The organism is Aromatoleum toluolicum (genome assembly GCF_012911005.2).
Classification (GTDB): Bacteria; Pseudomonadota; Gammaproteobacteria; order Burkholderiales; family Rhodocyclaceae; genus Aromatoleum; species Aromatoleum toluolicum.
Genome location: NZ_WTVS01000154.1, coordinates 1 through 3676 on the forward strand (window position 1 = coordinate 1; position 3676 = coordinate 3676).

Genomic DNA, 3676 nt, shown 5'->3' on the forward strand with positions numbered 1-3676 from the left:
AGACAGCCCTGACCCCAACCCCCAGTTTCAACGGAGAGACGGAGACATGACGCCCGACCAGTTCCAGGCGCTGATCGCGAAGGTGACCGGCGAGATCGCCGGCCGCCCCCTCGACGCCCAGCTCGCCGACTTCCTCAACGAACGCTTCCCCGCCACCGGCGCCGAGTTCCAGGCCATTGCCACGGCCTGTGCCGACGCCGTCGCGGCGGGCTGGATGTGCGAACGCGAGCACGGCGGCATCAAGTTCGGCCGCGTCATCAAGCCGACCGATGCGATCCACGGCTTCAGCGTCGACGTCGTCGAGATGAAGGACGTCGTCGGTCCGCAGCACGCGCACCCCAACGGCGAGATCGACATGATCATGCCGCTCGAAGGCGACGCGACGTTCGACGGCCACGGTGCCGGCTGGTTCGTGTATGGCCCCGGCAGCGTGCACCGGCCGACGGTTACGGACGGACGCGCCTACGTGTTGTACCTGCTGCCGCAGGGCGCGATCGAGTTCACCAAGCAGTAACGCGATGCCCGCAGCCGCTTGGCGCAGGAAGACAGGCACGGCGCAGCCCCCGGCGCGGGGTGTTTCGTGCCGAGGCGTCCGCCACGCGCCAACAAGGCGCGGAATGCCCCGTGACGGGGGCGGTTTCTCGCCCCGCGACCCCGAAAAACCCGTCGCTCACGGGTAACACCGAAACTCACAACGACGCCGGCACAAGACCGGCACGGAATACCCCGGCACCAGCCGGAAGAACGGAGGAGAGAAGGAATGACCACGCTCAGCGCAGCGGACCACAGCACCAGTCCGCCGACCATCACCCTGCCGCGCCAGTACAACGCCGCGGACGACCTCATCGGCCGCAACCTCGACGCCGGCCGCGGCAGCAAGATCGCCTACATCGACGACCTGGGCCGCTACAGCTTCGACGAACTCGCGGCGCGCGTTAACCGCTTCGCCAACGCCCTCGGGGCACTGGGCATCACGCGCGAGCAGCGCATCCTGATGTGCGTGCATGACACGATCGACTTCCCGACCGTGTTCCTCGGTGCGATCAAGGCGGGTGTTGTGCCGATCGCCGTGAACACCCTGCTGACGCAATCCGACTACGAATACATGCTCGGCGACAGCCGCGCGCGCATCGCGATCGTCTCGGCGCCGCTGTACGACACCTTCGCGCCCCTGCTGGGCAAGGTCGAGTCGCTCGAGCGCATCGTCGTCGCCGGCGGCGAGGGAGCGGATTCGGTCGCGGCGCTCATGGCCAATGCCTCCGACAAGTTCGAGGCGGTCGCGACGACCTGTGACGATCCGTGCTTCTGGCTGTATTCGTCGGGTTCGACCGGTGCGCCCAAGGGCACCGTGCATATCCAGTCGAGCCTGATCCATACCGCGGAGCTGTACGCCAAGCCCATCCTCGGCATCCGCGAGGACGACGTCGTGTACTCGGCGGCCAAGCTCTTCTTCGCCTATGGCTTGGGCAACGGCCTGACCTTCCCGCTCGCGGTCGGCGCGACCGCGGTGCTGATGGCCGAGCGCCCAACGCCCGCAGCGGCGTTCAAGCGCCTGCGCGAGCACAAGCCGACGATCTTCTACGGCGTGCCGACCCTGTACGCCTCGATGCTCGCGGACGCGGACTGTCCGACGCGCGACGAGCTCGCGATCCGCGTGTGCGCGTCCGCCGGAGAAGCGCTGCCGGAAGAGATCGGCCTGCGCTGGACCGAGCGCTTCGGCGTCGAGATCCTCGACGGCATCGGCTCGACCGAGATGTTGCACATCTTCCTGTCCAACCGCCCCGGCGACGTCCATTACGGCACCACCGGCAAGCCGGTGCCGGGCTACCAGGTGCGCCTCATCGACGACGATGGCAATGTCGTCGAAGGCGCCGACGAGCCGGGCGAACTGCAGATCTCCGGCCCGACCAGCGCGGTGATGTACTGGAACAACCGCGAGAAGACGCGCGCGACCTTCCAGGGGCCGTGGACGCGCAGCGGCGACAAGTATTCGCGCAACGCCGACGGCTACTACGTGTATGCGGGGCGCAACGACGACATGCTCAAGGTCTCCGGCATCTACGTGTCGCCGATCGAGGTCGAGTCCTGCCTGATCCAGCATCCGGCGATCCTCGAGGCGGCGGTGGTCGGCCACGAGGACGAGGAGCGCCTGATCAAGCCCAAGGCCTTCATCGTGCTCAAGCCCGGATTCAACCGCTCGGAGCAGCTCGCCGCCGAGATCAAGGCGCACGTGAAGGCGCATCTCGCGCCCTACAAGTACCCGCGCTGGATGGAGTTCGTCGATGAACTGCCGAAGACCGCGACGGGCAAGATCCAGCGCTTCAAGCTCAGGGCACTGGCAGGAAAGTAGGGCGGAAATACCGAATACAAGGGGCAAAGCCCCACCCATCCCGATGGAGGAGACAACCATGAAGAAGACGCAACAGAAGCGCCGTACCGTGATGCAAGCCATGCTCGGCGCGTTTGTCGGTGTACTGGCCGGCACGCTGGTGCCGCTGGGTGCCGCGCAGGCCGCCGAGAAGATCAAGGTCGGCCTGATGCTGCCCTACACCGGCACCTACGCCGCACTGGGCACCGCGATCACCAACGGCTTCAAGCAGTACGTGCAGGAGCAGGGCGGCAAGCTCGGCGGCTACGAGGTCGAGTATTCGGTCGTCGATGACGAGTCCGACCCCTCGAAGGCGACCGAGAACGCGTCCAAGCTCGTCAAGCGCGACAGCGTCGACGTGCTCGTCGGCACCGTGCACTCGGGCGTGGCGCTGGCGATGGCCAAGGTCGCGCGCGACACCAAGACCTTGCTGATCATCCCCAACGCCGGCGCCGACGAATTGACCGGCCCGCTGTGTGCGCCGAACGTGTTCCGCAGCTCCTTCTCGGCCTGGCAGCCGGCCTACGCGATGGGCAAGATCGTCGCCGAGCGCGGCCACAAGAACGTCGTCACGGTGAGCTGGAAGTACTCCTTCGGCGAACAATCCGTTGCGGGCTTCAAGGAAGCCTTCGAGAAGGCCGGCGGCAAGGTCGCGAAGGAGCTGTATCTGCCCTTCCCGAACGTCGAGTTCCAGCCCTTCCTGACCGAGATCGCGTCGCTGAAGCCGGACGCCGTGTTCGTGTTCTTCGCCGGCGGCGGCGCGGTCAAGTTCGTCAAGGACTACGACGCGGCGGGCCTGAAGAAGTCCATCCCGCTCTATGGCTCGGGCTTCCTCACCGACGGCACGATCGACGCGATGGGCGGCTCGGGCGAAGGCGTGATGACGACGCTGCACTACGCCGACAACCTGACCAATCCGAAGGACCAGGCGTTCCGCAAGGCCTACGCGCTCAGTTACAAGGCGCAGCCCGACGTGTATGCGGTGCAGGGCTATGACGCGGCGCAGATGCTGAAGACCGGCCTCGATGCGCTGAAGGGCGCCAAGTTCGACAAGGACGCCGTCGCCAAGGCGATGGAGACGGCCAAGATCGACAGCCCGCGCGGCGCGTTCACGCTGTCGAAGGCGCACAACCCGGTGCAGGACATCTACCTGCGCAAGGTCGAAGGCCGCGACAACAAGCTCGTCGGCGTCGCCGAGAAGGCGCTGGCCGATCCGGCGCGCGGGTGTCGCATGTAAGTCTTGTTGGTTTGGCGACGTCCGGTTGAGCTGCACGGATGACTCCCTCCCCTTCAAGGGGAGGGTTGGGG

General features: G+C 66.5%; 3 protein-coding genes. All 3 read left to right on the plus strand.

The window, feature by feature from the left end:
- Positions 1-46 precede the first annotated feature (46 nt).
- The 3 genes from GPA27_RS27985 to GPA27_RS27995 all read left to right on the plus strand — a co-directional run bounded on the left by GPA27_RS27985 (position 47) and on the right by GPA27_RS27995 (position 3605).
- Positions 47-514 carry a 4-hydroxylaminobenzoate lyase gene (locus GPA27_RS27985; protein WP_169143681.1) on the plus strand — a complete coding sequence of 156 codons (468 nt, stop codon included), beginning with the start codon at positions 47-49 and terminating at the stop codon, positions 512-514.
- 246 nt (positions 515-760) lie between these two features.
- Positions 761-2350 (plus strand): benzoate-CoA ligase family protein, encoded by a 1590-nt coding sequence (locus GPA27_RS27990; RefSeq protein ID WP_169143682.1) that lies wholly within the window; start codon positions 761-763, stop codon positions 2348-2350.
- A 58-nt stretch (positions 2351-2408) separates the two neighbouring features.
- Entirely contained in the window at positions 2409-3605 is a 1197-nt protein-coding gene (locus GPA27_RS27995; RefSeq protein WP_169143683.1) for an ABC transporter substrate-binding protein, read from the plus strand.
- Positions 3606-3676 lie beyond the last annotated feature (71 nt).

Excerpts from the sequence above, each read along its gene's own strand:
- GPA27_RS27990 (WP_169143682.1), top strand. The coding sequence starts at position 761 with ATGACCACGCTCAGCGCAGCGGACCACAGCACCAGTCCGCCGACCATC.
- GPA27_RS27985 (WP_169143681.1), top strand. The coding sequence starts at position 47 with ATGACGCCCGACCAGTTCCAGGCGCTGATCGCGAAGGTGACCGGCGAG.
- GPA27_RS27995 (WP_169143683.1), top strand. The coding sequence starts at position 2,409 with ATGAAGAAGACGCAACAGAAGCGCCGTACCGTGATGCAAGCCATGCTC.